This is a genomic window from Vineibacter terrae, from assembly GCF_008039615.1.
In the GTDB taxonomy this organism is placed as follows: domain Bacteria; phylum Pseudomonadota; class Alphaproteobacteria; order Reyranellales; family Reyranellaceae; genus Vineibacter; species Vineibacter terrae.
The window spans coordinates 23,285-38,054 of record NZ_VDUZ01000073.1 but is presented as its reverse complement, the minus strand read 5'-3'; the positions used below and the strand labels follow the sequence as shown (position 1 = coordinate 38,054).

Sequence of the window (14,770 nt, the reverse complement as noted above, 5' to 3'; positions counted from 1 at the left end):
AAGCGGATGTTCACCCTCGCACACGCCTGACGGGGAAAGTACCACCAAAAATCGCGACCCATGACCTCGGTGCTTTCAAAATCACTCAATCAACTACCCAATAACCTCAGTCCGACAGGCTGCTAGGGCGCCGGCTTGCCCAGGCATGTCGTCAGGGCGGCACGTAATAATTGCACATTATACGCAATTACATCCGCTGCACCGATCCGGCAGTTACCCTAGCCGGAACAGCCAGCCGACGATCCGCCGGGTGCGCGGCGAGAACAGCCGCTCAGTGAAGTAGGCGCCGGCCGCGCGCTTGTTGATCTCGCCCAGGGTTGGATAGGGGACCACCATCTGGGCCACGGCGCCGATCTTCAGCCTGCGCGCCAGCGCCAGGCACCAGACCTGGACCAGCTCGCCGGCCCGCGCGCCGACGATGCCGGCGCCGAGCACGCGGCCGCGCCGGTCGGTCACGACCTTGACCAGGCCCTCGGTCTCGCGCTCGGCCTGGGCGCGGTCGTTGCCGGTCAGGGGCCAGCGCACCACCCGCACCGTGTCGCCGTGCGCGGCACGGGCCTGCGCTTCGGTCATGCCGACCTGGGCCAGCTCCGGATCGGTGTAGGTGCAGCGCGGCACCGGACCGGCGTGAACATCGACAGGCAGGCGGAACAGCGCATGCCTGATCACCAGCGCCGCCTGCGCGCCGGCCATGTGCGTGAACGGCGCCAGCCCGTTGACATCGCCGATCGCATAGACCCGCCTGTTGGTCGTGCGCAGCGTCTTGTCGACGGTGATGCCCTTCGGGGTCGCCGCGATGCCGGCTGCGGCGAGGTCGAGCTGCTCGACATTGGGTGCCCGGCCGGCCGCGACCAGCAGATGCGAGCCGGCCAGCCGCCTCTCCCCGCTGCCGGTGTCGATCGCCACCGCGACCTCCACGCCGTCGCGCTCGACGCGCAGGATCCGCGCCTGCTCGTGAAGCTCGATCCCCTCGCTCGCCAGGCGCCGGCGCACGACGTCGACCAGCTCTGGATCGTCGCTGCCCATCAGCCGCGCCGCCTCCAGCACCGTGACCCGGGCACCCAGCCGGCGGTGGGCTTGCGCCATCTCCAGGCCGACAGGCCCGCCGCCGACCACCAGCAGATGGTCGGGCCGCGCACGGTTGCTGAACAGCGTCTCGTTGGTCAGGTACGGGACATCCGCCAGGCCCGGGACCGGGGGCGCCACCGGCCGCGATCCGGTGGCCACCACGAAGCGCCGGGCACGGATGGCGATCTCACCCGCCATGACCTCGTCGCGCGAGACGAAGCGCGCCGGCGCCTGGATCACCCGCACACCCAGCCCTTCGAACCGCTCGACCGAGTCATGGGGCGCGATGGCGGCGATCACGGCGCGCACGTGATCCATGGCCGCAGCGAAATCGACCACCGGCTCGGCGGCGCCGACGCCGAAACGGTCGGCCCGGCGGAGGGTCTGGGCGACCTGCGCAGCGGCGATCAGCGACTTCGAAGGCACGCAGCCATAGTTCAGGCAGTCGCCGCCCATCTTGTGGTGCTCGACCAGCGCCACCTTCAGGCCAAGCTGCGCCGCCCCGGCCGCCAGCGACAGCCCGGCCGAGCCGGCCCCGATCACGCAGATGTCAAGTTCCAGCCGACTCGTCACGGCCCCTCACCGCGTGCGGCCTTCCAGCGGCCATAGAGCATCGGCACCAGCGACAGCGCCGCCAGGGCCAGCAGCGGCAGCAGCACCTGCGGCTCGAAGATCAGCTTGACGTCGGGCGTCTCGTTGCGGTCGAGCACCCCGCCCAGGCCGGCGCCGACGCTGCAGTAGACGGCCGTGCCGGGAATGATCCCGAAGAAGGTCGTGATGGCATAGGTGCGCAGCTTCACCCGGAACACCGCCGGCGCGACGTTGACCAGCCAGAAGGGAAAGATCGGCACCAGCCGCAGGAACAGCAGGTAGCTGAACGCATCACGGCGAAAGCCCGCCTCCATGCGCCCCAGGAACGAGTCGGCACGGGCACGCAGCAGGTCGCCGAAGGCGCTGCGTGCGGCGAGGAACACCGCGATCCCGCCGATGGTCGCGCCCAGGACGGCGAGGGTGGTGCCGACCAGCGTGCCGAACAGCCAGCCACCCAGCAATGTCGCCAGCGTGGCCAGCGGCAACGAGAACGCCACCAGGATCGTGTACGCCATCAGATACAGCAGCAGCGCGAGCAAACGATGGTCGGCCACCCAGGTGGCCAAGGCGACGCGATGAGCACGCAGGGCATCGAAGGTCAGGACTCGATGCAGGCCGGTCGCAAAAAACAGCGCCAGCCCGACAATCAGCAGTGCCAGTGGCGTCATCCGACGCCACCGCGATGGTGCACGACGGATATCGTCGGTGTCGGACCCGCGTGCCGCCATGGTCTTCGTGTCGCACCTCCTGGCACGCCGCGCTTGTTGTCGACGTCCCTGTTCGCGCCGAGATCGGTTATAGGCATCGCGGCCGTTGACGCGCGACTCATTTGCCGTCACGGCCCGGTGAGCGGCGTTCCTGGGCAGCGCACGGGTCGCTGCTCCGTTGACTTCCCGGCCGCCGCCTCGTATAGGCTGCGCCACTTTCGACCGCCCATGCGGCCCGTCGTCGGCTGCGCCGGTGGCTGGGAAGCTTCCTGGGCGGTTGTCGCATTTTACCGGGGCGCCCCTCGAGGCGACCGCATGAACAGGGAGTTGCGCTGTGAAACGCACTTACCAGCCGAGCAAACTGGTGCGCAAGCGCCGCCACGGCTTCCGCAGCCGCATGGCCACGGTCGGCGGCCGCGCCGTCATCGCCAACCGCCGCGCCAAGGGGCGCAAGCGGCTGTCGGCGTAAGCCACGCCTCCGAGCCGTCGCCAGCGACGTGCGCCTGACCCGCAGTCGCCAACGGCCGTCCAATGCCGGCCGCACCTTATACGCGATCCACGACGCCTGACCTGCCGAGGCCCCGGCGCCTCGGGCGCTTGCCGCAGCGGGCCGATTTTCTGCGTCTCCAAGCGTCCGGCCGCAAGCAGGTGACGCCGGGCTTCATCCTGCAGGTCGCCGCACGGCCATCGGACATCCCCGCCGGGCGGCAGCCGCGGGTCGGCTTCACTGTCACCAAGAAGATCGGCAACGCCGTTATCCGCAACCGGGTGCGCCGCCGGCTGCGGTCGCTGGCACGCGAGATCCTGGTGCCGAGCGCGCGCATCGACCTCGATTATGTCCTGATCGGCCGCCACGACGCGGTGCGCCGCGATTATGCCAGCATGGCCGATGACCTGCGCCGGGCATTGCACCGGCTGAAGGTCCAGGAGCCGGCAGGCGCGACATGAGACAGCTGCTTCCCATCCGGCTGCTGACCGGCGCCCTGACACTGGTGCTGCGCGGGCTGGTCCGCTTCTACCAGCTCGTGCCGGCCTACTTCTTCCGCGGCGTCTGCCGGTTCGAGCCGACCTGCTCGCGCTATGCCAACGAAGCCCTGCAGACGCATGGGCCGATCGCCGGCACTTGGCTCACTGTACGGCGCATTTGTCGCTGTCATCCCTGGGGTGGTCTGGGCTATGACCCCGTGCCCCCACTGGCGAACCCTTCCGGCCGGCTGCCCGCCGCGCCGCCGAGCACGCCACGGCCACTCGAATTCTGACGGATTCACGCTATGGATCAGCGCAACCTCATCCTCGCCATCGCGCTGTCGATTGCGATCATCGTCGGATGGCAGGCGCTGATGCCCCCAGCGCCGCCGCCCCCACCGCCGCAGCAACAGCAGCAGCCGTCGCACCCTGTACCCTCGCCGGGCGCACCCGGCACGCCCGGCACGCCAGTACCGTCGGCCGGCAGCCCGTCGGCGCCAGCGGCAACGCGCGAGGAGGCGCTGAAGGCGTCGCCGCGCGTGACGATCACCACCCCGCAGATCGAAGGCTCCATCGCGCTGCGCGGCGCGCGCATCGACGACGTGCTGCTGGCCAAGCATCGCGTGACGGTCGAGAAGAACAGCCCGATGGTGACGCTGCTGTCGCCGGAGCGCTCGCCCAATGGCTACTACGTGCGCTTCGGCTGGTCCAACGTGTCGAACGCCGCGGTCAAGCTGCCCGACGCCGACACGCTGTGGACGGCCGACAGGACCGAGCTGGCCGCTGGCCAGCCCCTGACCCTGAGCTGGGACAACGGCGAGGGCCTCATCTTCCGGCAGAAGATCACCCTCGATCAGAATTTCATGTTCACCGTCGCGCTGGCCGTCGACAACAAGACCGACAAGCCGGTGTCGCTGTTCCCGTACGGCCTCGTCACCCGTGAGGGCGACCCCAAGACCGAGGGCATCTATCTGCTGCACGAAGGCCCCTACGGCGTCTACGACGAGGTCCTGAAGGAGTTCTCCTGGTCGGACTTCAAGGACGGCAAGAAGCAGACGCTGCCGACCACCGGCGGCTGGCTGGGCTTCACCGACAAGTACTGGATGGTGACGCTGATCCCCGACCAGAAGACGCGGGTGGCCACCGAAATCAGCCAGAGCGTCGAAGGCGGCACGCTCAAGAAGTATCACGCGTTCTTCCGCAACGACACGCCGGTGACGGTGGCGCCGGGCGCCAGCAGCGAAGCCACGGCGCGCCTGTTTGCCGGCGCCAAGATCGTCACCCTGATCGACCAGTATCATGAGGCGCTGGGCATCGCGCGCTTCGACCTGACGATCGACTGGGGCTGGTTCTGGTTCCTCACCAAGCCGCTGTTCTGGCTGCTCGACAAGCTGTTCGGCCTGATCGGCAATTTCGGCATCGCCATCCTGGCGCTCACCGTGCTCGTCAAGCTGGCGTTCTTCCCGCTGGCCAACAAGTCCTACGAGTCGATGACGAAGATGAAGGCGCTGCAGCCAGAAATGGAGAAGCTGCGGGCGCGCTTCGCCGACGACAAGATGGCGATGAACCAGGAGCTGATGAAGCTCTACAAGAGCGAGAAGGTGAACCCGGCAGCGGGCTGCCTGCCGGTGCTGCTGCAGATCCCTGTGTTCTTCGCGCTCTACAAGGTGCTGTACACGACCATCGAGATGCGCCACCAGCCGTTCTTCGGCTGGATCCACGACCTTGCCGCGCCCGACCCGCTCACGCTGCTGCAGGGCTTCGGCCTGCTTCAGCTGTTCGGCCTGCCCCACTGGCAGGTGCCGCCGCTGCTGCACATCGTCGACATCGGCATCTGGCCCATCATCATGGGCATCACGATGTACATGCAGCAGATGCTCAACCCGCAGCCGGCCGACCCGGTCCAGGCCCGCATCTTCCAGTTCCTGCCCATCATGTTCACCTTCATGCTGGGGCAGTTCGCCGCCGGCCTGGTGATCTACTGGGCATGGAACAACACGCTGTCGATGGCCCAGCAATACGCCATCATGCGGCGCCTGGGCGTGCCGGTATCATTCGGCGCCAAGGCTCCGGCGCCGGCGCCGAAGCCGGCGGCACCGCCTGCACCCGCCAAGCCGGCAGCCGCAGGCAAGACCGCCGGCCGCAAGAAGTAGCCAGCCGCGGAGGTGCCGCAAGGCAGAGACGGCATGCTGACGCTGATCGAGATCACGCGCGGCGTCAGCGGCGCGATCCGGCTGATGAAGGGCGACCCGTCCGGGCTCGCCCTGCTGGATCGCAGCCGCGAGGGCTTCTGGCGGTCGTTCCGGCCGGCCGTGCTGCTGGCGCCGCTCTATGCCTTCTACCTGATGATGATCTACGACGGCGCGACGACGGCGTCATCCGAGCCGCGCGTGGCGGCGCTGGAGACGCTGCGCTACATCATCGACTGGACCCTGTTCCCCGTCGTCCTGCTGGAGCTGAGCCGCTTCATGGACCGAGCCAAGCGCTACATCGGCAGCGTGGTGGCGTTGAACTGGGCCAACGTGCCCTTCCTGGTCGCCGCCGTCGGCCTGTCGGCGCTGTCGCGCCTGATCGCGCCCAGCCTGGTCGGCGTGGTCGAGCTTGCCGTGATCCTTGCCACGCTGGTCCTTGTGGCGCGCATCCTGCGCTGCACGCTCGACATACCCTGGGTGCCGGCCATCGCGCTGGCGGCGCTCAACCTCTGGCTCGGCCTGATGCTAGGCCTGATCATCAACGGCTTCATCGGCTTCACCTTCGAGGCTGCCTGAGGGCGCCTCGTAGCGTACGGCCGCGAGGTAGAGGCCGTCCGGCGGTGCCGTCGGTCCGCCGCGCTCACGATTGCACGCGGCCAGCGCCGCAGCGACATCATCGGGCGTCCATTTGCCTTCGCCGACCAGCTTCAAGGTGCCGACCATGATGCGCACCTGGTTGTGCAGGAACGAGCGCGCCGCGACGTCGATGCGGATCTCATCGCCCGCACGGCTGACGTCCAGCCGGTCGAGCGTCTTGACGGGGCTCGCGGCCTGGCAGGCGGTCGAGCGGAAGCTGGTGAAGTCATGCCGGCCGACCAGGCGGCGCGCCCCCTGCGTCATCGCTGCATCGTCGAGCGGCACCGAGACCAGCCAGGCACGGCCGGCATCGAGCGCGAGCTTCGCGCGCCGGTTGACGATGCGGTAGAGATAGCGCCGGCCCGTGGCGGAGAAGCGCGCGTGGAAACCGTCGGGCGCGGCCTCGGCCGACACCACCGCCACCGGATGCGGCTTCAGATGGAAGTTCAGCGCATCGCGCACGACATCCGGCCGCGTCGGCTTGGCGATGTCGACATGCGCAACCTGGCCCCAGGCATGGACGCCGGCATCCGTGCGGCCGGCAGCCTGCACATGCGCACGCTCGCCGCAGAACCGCAGCACCGCATCCTCGACCGCCTGCTGGACGGACAGGCCGTTGTCCTGCCGCTGCCAGCCGACGAACGGCGCGCCGTCATATTCCAGGGTGAGCTTGTAGCGGGCCATCATCCCGTCGGCCGCACCACCGGCGCATCGCCGCCGGCCGGCGGTGGCAGCACCGTGCCGGCGAGCGGGAAGCCGCGGGCGAACGCCGCGCCATCGACCGGCGCCTTGCCGGGCCGCTGCAGGCGCAGCAACCGCATGCCGCCGACGCCGCAAGCCACCGTCGGAACGCCGTCGCGCGCGACGCTCACCGTGCCGGGTGCTCCCGCGGCCAGCGCCAGCGCGGCCCCCAGCAGCTTGATCCGCTCCATCCCGCCACCTGGGGCAGGCGCATCGAAGTAGGTGCCCGGCCAGGGGTCGAACGCGCGCACCTGCCGCTCGAGCTCGGCTGCCGGCCGGCGCCAGTCCAGGGCGCCCTCCTCGCGCTGCAGCTTGTGGGCATAGGTGACGCCGTCGGCGGGCTGGGCCACGGCCTGCAAGGTGCCGGCCACGAGGCCGTCAAGCGCCGACACGATCAGCCGCGCGCCCAGCACCGCCAGCCCATCATGCAGCGATCCCGCCGTGGTGTCGGCACGGATCGGCACGCTTTCGGCCAGCAGCATCGGGCCGGTGTCCAACCCTTCGTCCATGCGGATGATGGTGACGCCGGTCTCGGCATCGCCGGCCAGGAGCGCGCGCTGGATCGGCGCCGCCCCACGCCAGCGCGGCAGCAGCGAGCCGTGGATGTTGAAGCAGCCCAGCAGCGGCGCTTCGAGAAAGCTCTTGGGCAGGATATGGCCGTAGGACACGACCACGCCGGCATCGAGATCGAGCGCCTTGAACTCGGCCGCGGCCTCGTCGATGCGCAGCGTCCGGGGGGTGCGGACGACAAGCTCCAGCTGATCGGCAAGCCTGTGCGCCGGGGTCTTCTGCTCCCTCTGTCCGCGGCCGGCCGGCTTGGGCGCACGGGTGTAGACCGCGACCACGTCGTGCCCGGCATCGACCAGCGCCTGCAGTGCCGGCACGGCGAATTCCGATGTGCCGAGAAAAGCGAGTTTCATGCGGCTGTTATAGGCCGCCGGCCATCAGCGCGGCAACGCGCCGGATAGCTGGCGGTCACTTGGTTGGGGCTTGTACGCGGCGCTCTTCCCGGCCCATGCTTCGCGCCGGTCGACGACAGCGGAGCTGCCAATGCCTACCCTCAAGCTTCCCGACGCCGAAATCTACTACGAGGTCCACGGCTCAGGCTTCCCGCTGCTGCTGTTCGCACCCGGCGGGCTGCGCTCGCAGCTGGCGTACTGGCGCGCGAGCCCGGCTGATTCCAACGCGCCGGCACCATGGATGAATCCGATGGCCGACCTGTCGGACCGGTTCACCGTGGTCGGCATGGATCAGCGCAATGCCGGCCAGTCCCGCGGCGCGGTGGCCGCGGATCACGGCTGGCACACCTATGGCGCCGACCATCTCGCCCTGATGGACCATCTCGGCTATCGCCAGTTCCACGTCATGGGTGGCTGCATCGGCGGCAGCTTCTGCCTGAAGCTGTGCGCGATGGCGCCGGACCGCGTGGCGGCGGCCGTGCTGCAGAACCCGATCGGCCTGCATGAGAACCGCGCCACCTGGGCCGCGGCCGTCGACGGCTTCAGCAAGACCATGCGTGAGCGCGATCCGACCCTGGGCGAGGATGTCATCCAGAGCTTCGGCCGCAACATGTTCGGCGGCGATTTCGTGTTCTCGGTCAGCCGCGATTTCGTGCGCGGCTGCCGCACGCCGCTATACCTGCAACCGGGCACGGACACCCCGCACCCGGCCGAGACCAGCGCCGAGATCGCACGCCTGGCGCCCGATCTCGAGGTGCAGCAGGACTGGCGCGGCCCGACCCATCTCGCCGAATCGATCCGCCGTGTGCGCGATTTCCTGACTCGCCACACGCCGACGTGAAAGCACATTCAACATGCGCTTCCTGCTGCGGCACACGACGACCTACCGCTACGCCAACCCGGTCATGTTCGGGCGCCATCGCCTGATGGTGCGGCCACGCGACAGCCACGAGATGCGCCTGCACGAGGCCACGCTTGCGATCACGCCGACGCCGAGCCAGACCGTCTGGCAATACGACGTGTTCGGCAACAGCATCGCGCTCGTCGACTTCGCCGAGCCGGCCAGCGCGCTGGTCATCGAGAGCACGCTGGACGTCGAACGCTTCCCGTTCGTGGCCACCGAGTACATGGTGGCGGAGCATGCCCGCAACCTGCCGCTGGCCTACTCGGCCGACGAGATCCGTGATCTCGCCGGCCTGCAGGAGCGGCACGTGCCGGACCCGGAGCACGCGATCGATCTCTGGGCCAAGGGCTTCCTCACTGTCGCCGACGAAACGCCGGGATTGCCCGAGACCTTGCCGGTGCTCAACGCCATGGCGGCTGCGATCAGGGGCACCTTCACCTATGTGCCGCGCGACGCCTACGGGACCCAGTCACCGCTCGAGACGCTGCAATCGGGGTCCGGCACCTGCCGCGACTTCGCCTATCTGATGATGGAGGGCGCGCGCAGCCTGGGCCTCGCCGCGCGTTTCGTCAGCGGCTACATCTACGACCCTGGCCGGGATGAGGCCGCCGATGCGCCGGCGGTCGAAGGCGGCGGCGCCACCCATGCCTGGGCGCAGATCTATTTGCCGGGCGCAGGCTGGATGCACCTCGATCCCACCAACGCGCTGGTCTCCGACGGCGCCCTGATCCCGGTCGCCATCGTGCGCGACCCGGCGCAGGCCTCGCCCGTATCGGGATCCTGGGAGGGCAAGGCCGAAGACGGGCTGGGCCTCGAGGTCGAGGTGAGCGTCACGCGCAAGGATTGAGGACCTTCGCCGGAAAGCTACAGCACCGCGTGCTCGCTTTCCTTCTTGGCCGACGTTGGCTCGTCCCCCTCGCGCTCCTTCTCCTTGCGCGCCTTCACCAGCTTGCGCAGGATCATCGAGCGCTTGAGCGCCGAGATCTTGTCGATGAACAGGATGCCGTCGAGATGGTCGATCTCGTGCTGCACGCAGGTGGCCAGCAGGCCGTCGCACGACAGCTCGCGCTGCACATTGTCGCGGTCGAGATAGCGGACGGTGACCTTCGCCGGACGCACCACGTCGGCATAGTGCTCGGGCACCGACAGGCATCCCTCGTTGTAGGTGGCGTCCTCCTCGGAGACGTCGATGATCTCCGGGTTGGCCATGAACAATGGCCCGGTGCTGGTGTCCTCGCGCTCGATCTCCAGGACGATCACGCGCTTGAGCACGCCGACCTGCGGCGCCGCCAAACCGATGCCCGGCGCGGCCTTCATGGTCTCCAGCATGTCGTCCATGAGCTGGCGGGTCTCGGCATCGACCGCCTTCACGGGCTGGGACTTCTTTTTCAGGCGCGGATCGGGCGCCGTCAGGATCGGCAACAGGGCCATCGGGACCATTCGCTAGTCAATTCGGCCACTTAGGTATGGTGTCGCCCATCGGCCGTCAAGGCGGCCCCGACCCACCCACGCAAGGAACGCAAAACCCCAGCACCGGCTGCGGCAATATCGCGAAACCTCGGTGAAAGGCGGTTACTTCCGCTTCACCATGGTGCCGACGCCCGATTCGGTGAACAACTCCAGCAGCAGGCTGTGCGGCACGCGGCCGTCCATGATCACCGCGGCCTCGACCCCGGCATTCACGGCATCGATGCAGTTCTCGATCTTGGGGATCATGCCGCCGGAGATGGTGCCGTCGGCGATCAGGCCGCGCGCCTGCTCGACGTTCATCTCGCGGATCAGCTGCTTGTTCTTGTCGAGCACCCCCGGCACGTCGGTGAGGAAGTACAGGCGCTTGGCGCGCATCGCGCCGGCGATCGCGCCGGCCGAGGTGTCGGCATTGATGTTGTAGGTCAGCTCGTCGTTGAGGCCGAAGCCGATCGGCGCCACCACCGGGATCACTTTGGCGGCGGCGAGCTGCTCCAGCACCATGACGTTGATCCGGGCCGGCTCGCCCACCTGCTGCAGATCGACCTGCAGCAGCTCGCCGGTGCGCGGATCGCGCATCTCGGTGACCTTGCGTGCCAGGATCAGGTTGCCGTCCTTGCCGCAGATGCCGACGGCGGTGCCGCCGCATTCGTTGATGTCGGCCACGATCGCCTTGTTGATGGCGCCGGCCAGCACCATCTCGACGATCTCCATCGTGGCCGCGTCGGTCACCCGCAGGCCGTGCACGAAGTTGCTCTTGATGCCGACCCGCTCGAGCATGCGGTTGATCTGCGGACCGCCGCCATGGACCACGATCGGGTTCATGCCGACCTGCTTCATCAGCACGATGTCGCGCGCGAAGATGTCGCCCAGATGCGGATCGGTCATGGCGTGGCCGCCGTACTTGACCACGATGTTGGCGTCGGAGAGACGTCGCATATAGGGCAGCGCTTGCGAGATCGTCTCGGCCATGCGGATCAACCGCTTCTGCTCCTTGCTCTCCGGCTGCATCGGTTCGGCCATAGCCGCCCCCACCCTCGCTGATCGGAAAAAGCCCTCGGCCCGGATGCGGGCGAGGGCATGAACGCCGGACCATAACCAAGCCGGACCACGGCGCCAAGCGGCCAGACGCGATTGACAGTCTTATGACGGAAGGCGCCGGCGCGGCGCGACGGCTTGCGCTGCGCCGCCAACCCGCCTATGAGTCCGCCCGCGCCGCCGGCTTGACCGGAGGCGTCCCCGTCCGTGTGACTGGCGAGTCAAGGTGGCGTCCACCACCGGGGAGCACGGACAGCCGGGGGCCGCTCGCCTGGGCATGTTTCCGACCGACGTCAGGAGGCTGCCCATGGACCATCATCGCCAACTGCTTGCCGACAACGACCCCGAGATCGCCGCCGCGATCGGCGGCGAGGAAGTGCGCCAGCGCGACGGGATCGAGCTGATCCCGTCGGAGAACTACACCTATCCCGAGGTTCTGGCGACGCTCGGCACCGTGCTCACCAACAAGTACGCCGAAGGCTATCCCGGCCGGCGCTACTACGGTGGCCAGCAGTTCACCGACCGGATCGAGGACATCGCACGCGAACGGGCCCGGGCCCTGTTCCGTGCCGAGCACGCCAACGTGCAGCCGCTCAGCGGCTCGGCCATGAACCAGGCGGCGTACCTCGCCTGCCTGCAGCCGGGCGATACCGTGCTCGCCATGGACCTGTCGCATGGCGGCCACCTGACGCACGGCGCGCCGGTGTCGCACATGGGCCGCCTGTTCAATTTCGTGCGCTACAAGACCCGGCACAACCAGCAGGGTGCCATCGACTACGACGCGCTGATGGCCACAGCGCTGGAGACCCGTCCGAAGCTGGTGCTGTGCGGCTTCAGCTCCTATCCCCGCGGGCTGGACTATGGCGCCTTCCGCCGCATCGCCGATGCGGTCGGCGCGCTGGCGATGGCCGATATCGCCCATATCGGCGGCCTCGTCGCCGCCGGTGCGCTGCGCAACCCGCTCGACGACGGCTTCGATATCGTCACGACCACGGTGCACAAGTCGCTGCGCGGCCCGCGCGCCGGCCTCGTCCTGTGCCGCTCGGCGCAAGCCAAGGCGATCGACGCATCGGTGTTCCCGGGCCTGCAGGGCGGGCCGCACATGCACACCATCGCCGCCACGGCCGTGGCCCTGCGCAAGGCGGCCGAACCGGCATTCCGCGACTATGCCCGCCAGGTGCTGGCCAACGCCCAGGCACTGGCGACCGCCCTCCTGGCGCAGGGCGTGAGCCTGATTACCGGCGGCACCGACAACCACCTGCTGGTGCTGCACACGATCGACAGCTTCGGCCTCGATGGCCGGCGCGCCGAGGAGGCGCTCGACCGGATCGGCATCGCCGCCAACAAGCAGGTGGTGCCGGACGATCCGCGCCCGCCGCTGCGCCCCAGCGGCCTGCGCATCGGCACGCCCGCGGCCACCACGCGCGGCATGGGCGAGGCCGAGATGCACCGCATCGCCGGCTGGATGGTCGATGCGATGCGCCATCCCGACGACGCGGCCCGCCTGTCGCGGCTGGCGGACGAGGTCCGTGCGTTCTGCCGGCAATTCCCGCTGCCCGGCGTGACGGAAGCCCGCGCAGCGTAAGCCTCCGGCCGGGGCGGTGGCGCTCCCGCGGCGCCGCATGCTTGAGCGCCGCTGGAGCGGCGCGGCCCGACCTCGCCCTCGGCCTATACCAGCGCCGCCAGCTCCGCGCGCAGCTCGGGGATGCCGGCGCCGGCTTCGCTGCTGGTGGCGATGACCTGCGGATGCGCCGCCGCATGCTTGGCCGCCTCCGCGGTCGCCGCCTGGAGTGCCTGCGCGACGGCGGTGCCGGACTTCAGCAGGTCGGCCTTGGTCAGCACCAGCTGGTAGACCACGGCCGCCTTGTCGAGGTTCTTCATCGTCTCGCGGTCGGAGTCCTTCACGCCGTGGCGCGCGTCGATCAGCAGGCAGATGCGCTTCAGCGTCGGGCGGCCGCGCAGGTAGGCGGCGGCGAGATCCTGCCAGCTCTGCTTCAGGCTCTTGGAGACCTGGGCGAAGCCGTAGCCGGGCAGGTCGACCAGCATCAGCCGGCTGCCGAGGTCGAAGAAGTTCAGCTGCCGCGTATGGCCCGGCTTGGACGATACGCGCGCCAGGGTCGACCGGCCGGTGAGCGCATTGACCAGGCTCGACTTGCCGACATTGGAGCGGCCCGCGAAGGCGATCTCGGGCAGCTCGAACGGCGGCAGCGACTCGATCGATGCCGCGCCTGCGATGAACGTGCACGGAGCCGCGAACAACCGGCGGCCGGCCTCGATCTGATCGTCGCTGTAAAGGCTGTCCATGCTCACCAGAAGCACCGTTCCAGCATCAGCGTATAAACCTGGGCGAGGGCCTGCAGGTCGGCGACGGCGCTCTTCTCGTCGACCTTGTGCATCGTCTCGCCGACGAGCCCGAACTCGACCACGGGGCAGGCGGCGCGGATGAACCGCGCGTCGGACGTGCCGCCGGTCGTGGACAGCTCCGGGTCGATGCCGGTGACCTCCCGCACGGAGCCGGCGATCAGGTCGGACAGCTCGCCCGGCGGCGTATAGAACGACTCGCCCGAAACCTGGGCATCGATCTCGTAGAGGCCGTTGCCGCCGACCCGGCCGTTGGCCTGGTCGAGCCGCTCGCGCAGATGCGCCAGCAGGGTCTGCGACGTCCACAGATCGTTGAAGCGCACGTTGAACCGGGCGCGCGCCACGCCCGGGACGACGTTGGTCGCGGGGTTGCCGACATCGACCGTGGTCACCTGCAGCGAGCTGGGCTGGAAATGGGTGCTGCCTTGATCGAGCGGCACGCCGATGAGCGCCTCGATCAGGCGCGCCAGCCGGTGGATCGGATTGTCGACGCGGTCGGGATAGGCGACATGGCCCTGGATGCCGCGCACGGTGAGCTCGACATTCACGCTGCCGCGGCGGCCGATCTTCATCATGTCGCCGAAGCGCTTCGACGATGTCGGCTCGCCCACGACACAGAGGTCGACAGCCTCGCCGCGCTCAGCCAGCCGGCGCAGCATCTTGACCGTGCCGTTGACGGCCGGCCCCTCCTCGTCGCCGGTGATCAGCAGGCTGATCGAGCCGCCGAAATCCGTTCCGCGCTGACGCAGGAACGCCGCCGCGGCGCAGGCGAACGCGGCGATGGCTCCCTTCATGTCGGCGGCGCCACGTCCGAAGACATAGCCGTCCGACAGCTCGGCAGCGAACGGACCGATGGTCCACGACGACAGATCGCCGGCCGGCACCACGTCGCTATGGCCGGCGAAGCAGAAATGCTTTCCGCCGGCACCGACGCGGGCATAGAGGTTGGCGACATCAGGCGTGCCGGGCTCGCTGAAATCCATGCGCTCGCAGCGGAAGCCCAGCGGCGACAGGCGGTCCTCCAGCAGCGCCAGCGCGCCGCCCTCGACCGGCGTCACGCTGGGGCATCGCACCAGCGCACGTGTCAGCTCGACGACGTCGAGCGCGGTATTGGCGAGGGCGTCGGGCATGACGGCGCGG

General features: G+C 68.9%; 16 protein-coding genes and 1 riboswitch. Of the genes, 8 read left to right on the top strand and 8 right to left on the bottom strand.

Annotated elements, in window-relative coordinates:
* Positions 1 to 213 precede the first annotated feature (213 nt).
* The gene (locus FHP25_RS37875) at positions 214 to 1,641 is read right to left on the bottom strand and encodes a dihydrolipoyl dehydrogenase family protein (RefSeq protein ID WP_147852191.1); all 1,428 of its coding nucleotides are present in this window, start codon (positions 1,639 to 1,641) and stop codon (positions 214 to 216) included.
* Positions 1,638 to 2,327 (bottom strand): TVP38/TMEM64 family protein, encoded by a 690-nt coding sequence (locus FHP25_RS37870; RefSeq protein WP_231712623.1) that lies wholly within the window; start codon positions 2,325 to 2,327, stop codon positions 1,638 to 1,640. Before FHP25_RS37870 ends, FHP25_RS37875 begins: the two co-directional genes overlap by 4 nt.
* Before the next feature lie 373 nt (positions 2,328 to 2,700).
* On the opposite strand from FHP25_RS37870, the gene rpmH reads away from it, so the two are divergent.
* The 5 genes from rpmH to FHP25_RS37845 all read left to right on the top strand — a co-directional run bounded on the left by rpmH (position 2,701) and on the right by FHP25_RS37845 (position 6,100).
* On the top strand, positions 2,701 to 2,835 hold the full coding sequence (gene rpmH, locus FHP25_RS37865) for a 50S ribosomal protein L34 (RefSeq protein ID WP_119262629.1): 135 nt from the start codon (positions 2,701 to 2,703) through the stop codon (positions 2,833 to 2,835).
* Between the two features lie 128 nt (positions 2,836 to 2,963).
* On the top strand, positions 2,964 to 3,314 hold the full coding sequence (rnpA, locus tag FHP25_RS37860; protein ID WP_147852189.1) for a ribonuclease P protein component: 351 nt from the start codon (positions 2,964 to 2,966) through the stop codon (positions 3,312 to 3,314).
* Positions 3,311 to 3,625 (top strand): membrane protein insertion efficiency factor YidD, encoded by a 315-nt coding sequence (yidD, locus tag FHP25_RS37855; protein ID WP_147852188.1) that lies wholly within the window; start codon positions 3,311 to 3,313, stop codon positions 3,623 to 3,625. The genes rnpA and yidD overlap by 4 nt, the downstream gene beginning before the upstream one ends.
* A gap of 12 nt (positions 3,626 to 3,637) precedes the next feature.
* Positions 3,638 to 5,485: a membrane protein insertase YidC gene (yidC, locus tag FHP25_RS37850; protein WP_147852187.1), complete on the top strand. Its 1,848-nt coding sequence runs from the start codon at positions 3,638 to 3,640 to the stop codon at positions 5,483 to 5,485.
* A 33-nt stretch (positions 5,486 to 5,518) separates the two neighbouring features.
* Positions 5,519 to 6,100, top strand: a complete 582-nt coding sequence (locus FHP25_RS37845; protein ID WP_147852186.1) for a YIP1 family protein — start codon at positions 5,519 to 5,521, stop codon at positions 6,098 to 6,100.
* Here the strand turns inward: FHP25_RS37845 and truA are convergent.
* Together truA and fmt are read right to left on the bottom strand one after the other, a co-directional pair.
* On the bottom strand, positions 6,050 to 6,844 hold the full coding sequence (gene truA, locus FHP25_RS37840) for a tRNA pseudouridine(38-40) synthase TruA (protein WP_147852195.1): 795 nt from the start codon (positions 6,842 to 6,844) through the stop codon (positions 6,050 to 6,052). The genes FHP25_RS37845 and truA overlap by 51 nt on opposite strands.
* A complete protein-coding gene (gene fmt / locus FHP25_RS37835) occupies positions 6,844 to 7,821 on the bottom strand; it encodes a methionyl-tRNA formyltransferase (protein ID WP_147852185.1) in 978 nt (325 codons plus the stop codon). Before fmt ends, truA begins: the two co-directional genes overlap by 1 nt.
* Positions 7,822 to 7,951: 130 nt before the next feature.
* On the opposite strand from fmt, the gene FHP25_RS37830 reads away from it, so the two are divergent.
* Both FHP25_RS37830 and FHP25_RS37825 read left to right on the top strand, forming a co-directional pair.
* Positions 7,952 to 8,701, top strand: coding sequence for an alpha/beta fold hydrolase (locus tag FHP25_RS37830; protein ID WP_147852184.1), 750 nt, complete (start codon positions 7,952 to 7,954; stop codon positions 8,699 to 8,701).
* 13 nt (positions 8,702 to 8,714) lie between these two features.
* Positions 8,715 to 9,611: a transglutaminase family protein gene (locus FHP25_RS37825; protein WP_147852183.1), complete on the top strand. Its 897-nt coding sequence runs from the start codon at positions 8,715 to 8,717 to the stop codon at positions 9,609 to 9,611.
* A gap of 17 nt (positions 9,612 to 9,628) precedes the next feature.
* Here FHP25_RS37825 and def read toward each other — a convergent pair whose 3' ends face one another.
* Positions 9,629 to 10,195, bottom strand: a complete 567-nt coding sequence (gene def / locus FHP25_RS37820; RefSeq protein WP_147852182.1) for a peptide deformylase — start codon at positions 10,193 to 10,195, stop codon at positions 9,629 to 9,631.
* Positions 10,196 to 10,336: 141 nt separating this feature from the next.
* Entirely contained in the window at positions 10,337 to 11,242 is a 906-nt protein-coding gene (gene argB, locus FHP25_RS37815; RefSeq protein ID WP_147852194.1) for an acetylglutamate kinase, read from the bottom strand.
* 226 nt (positions 11,243 to 11,468) lie between these two features.
* A riboswitch (ZMP/ZTP riboswitch) is annotated at positions 11,469 to 11,553 on the top strand.
* Between the two features lie 23 nt (positions 11,554 to 11,576).
* On the opposite strand from argB, the gene FHP25_RS37810 reads away from it, so the two are divergent.
* Positions 11,577 to 12,854 carry a serine hydroxymethyltransferase gene (locus tag FHP25_RS37810; protein WP_147852181.1) on the top strand — a complete coding sequence of 426 codons (1,278 nt, stop codon included), beginning with the start codon at positions 11,577 to 11,579 and terminating at the stop codon, positions 12,852 to 12,854.
* An 83-nt stretch (positions 12,855 to 12,937) separates the two neighbouring features.
* Here FHP25_RS37810 and yihA read toward each other — a convergent pair whose 3' ends face one another.
* Both yihA and dapE read right to left on the bottom strand, forming a co-directional pair.
* Complete coding sequence (yihA, locus tag FHP25_RS37805; protein WP_147852193.1) at positions 12,938 to 13,573, bottom strand: ribosome biogenesis GTP-binding protein YihA/YsxC; 636 nt, start codon at positions 13,571 to 13,573, stop codon at positions 12,938 to 12,940.
* 2 nt (positions 13,574 to 13,575) lie between these two features.
* Positions 13,576 to 14,760 carry a succinyl-diaminopimelate desuccinylase gene (dapE, locus tag FHP25_RS37800; protein ID WP_147852180.1) on the bottom strand — a complete coding sequence of 395 codons (1,185 nt, stop codon included), beginning with the start codon at positions 14,758 to 14,760 and terminating at the stop codon, positions 13,576 to 13,578.
* Positions 14,761 to 14,770 lie beyond the last annotated feature (10 nt).

What these genes read in the sequence shown, in the direction of transcription:
- def (WP_147852182.1), bottom strand. Translation starts at nt 10,195, where the DNA reads ATGGCCCTGTTGCCGATCCTGACGGCGCCCGATCCGCGCCTGAAAAAG.
- argB (WP_147852194.1), bottom strand. Translation starts at nt 11,242, where the DNA reads ATGCAGCCGGAGAGCAAGGAGCAGAAGCGGTTGATCCGCATGGCCGAG.
- yidC (WP_147852187.1), top strand. Translation starts at nt 3,638, where the DNA reads ATGGATCAGCGCAACCTCATCCTCGCCATCGCGCTGTCGATTGCGATC.
- yidD (WP_147852188.1), top strand. Translation starts at nt 3,311, where the DNA reads ATGAGACAGCTGCTTCCCATCCGGCTGCTGACCGGCGCCCTGACACTG.
- dapE (WP_147852180.1), bottom strand. Translation starts at nt 14,760, where the DNA reads ATGCCCGACGCCCTCGCCAATACCGCGCTCGACGTCGTCGAGCTGACA.
- yihA (WP_147852193.1), bottom strand. Translation starts at nt 13,573, where the DNA reads ATGGACAGCCTTTACAGCGACGATCAGATCGAGGCCGGCCGCCGGTTG.
- FHP25_RS37830 (WP_147852184.1), top strand. Translation starts at nt 7,952, where the DNA reads ATGCCTACCCTCAAGCTTCCCGACGCCGAAATCTACTACGAGGTCCAC.
- FHP25_RS37825 (WP_147852183.1), top strand. Translation starts at nt 8,715, where the DNA reads ATGCGCTTCCTGCTGCGGCACACGACGACCTACCGCTACGCCAACCCG.
- fmt (WP_147852185.1), bottom strand. Translation starts at nt 7,821, where the DNA reads ATGAAACTCGCTTTTCTCGGCACATCGGAATTCGCCGTGCCGGCACTG.
- truA (WP_147852195.1), bottom strand. Translation starts at nt 6,844, where the DNA reads ATGGCCCGCTACAAGCTCACCCTGGAATATGACGGCGCGCCGTTCGTC.
- FHP25_RS37810 (WP_147852181.1), top strand. Translation starts at nt 11,577, where the DNA reads ATGGACCATCATCGCCAACTGCTTGCCGACAACGACCCCGAGATCGCC.
- FHP25_RS37870 (WP_231712623.1), bottom strand. Translation starts at nt 2,327, where the DNA reads ATGACGCCACTGGCACTGCTGATTGTCGGGCTGGCGCTGTTTTTTGCG.
- FHP25_RS37845 (WP_147852186.1), top strand. Translation starts at nt 5,519, where the DNA reads ATGCTGACGCTGATCGAGATCACGCGCGGCGTCAGCGGCGCGATCCGG.